The following is a 281-nucleotide window of genomic DNA, read 5'->3' on the forward strand; positions in this document are numbered from 1 at the left end:
GATATCGAGCGCGATCTCGCCCAGGCCGCTGTCGAGGAACGCCACGTCGCCAAACGACAGCGCCGAGCTGCCGACCCCGATCGCCTCGAAGCGGATATTGGCCAGCGCGCCGCTGCCGAAGGCGCCCGGCACCGCGCCGACCAGGGTGTTGAACACGAACGAGATGGTGCCGCTGCCGTTGTCGATCACGCCAATGTCGCCGAAGGTCTCGCCCGCCGTGCCGAGAAAGCCCCCTTCGCTGATGCCGATCGCACGCAGATAGCGCGCATCGTAGCTGATCG

1 protein-coding gene is annotated in these 281 nt (G+C 67.3%); it reads right to left on the minus strand.

Features of this window, described 5'->3' with window-relative positions; genetic code table 11:
• Window positions 1-281, minus strand: a 281-nt coding sequence (locus MJ643_RS30660; protein ID WP_247727305.1) for a hypothetical protein, incomplete at both ends; no start/stop codon positions are given.

The organism is Pseudomonas sp. PNPG3 (assembly GCF_023093815.1).
In the GTDB taxonomy this organism is placed as follows: domain Bacteria; phylum Pseudomonadota; class Gammaproteobacteria; order Pseudomonadales; family Pseudomonadaceae; genus Aquipseudomonas; species Aquipseudomonas asiatica.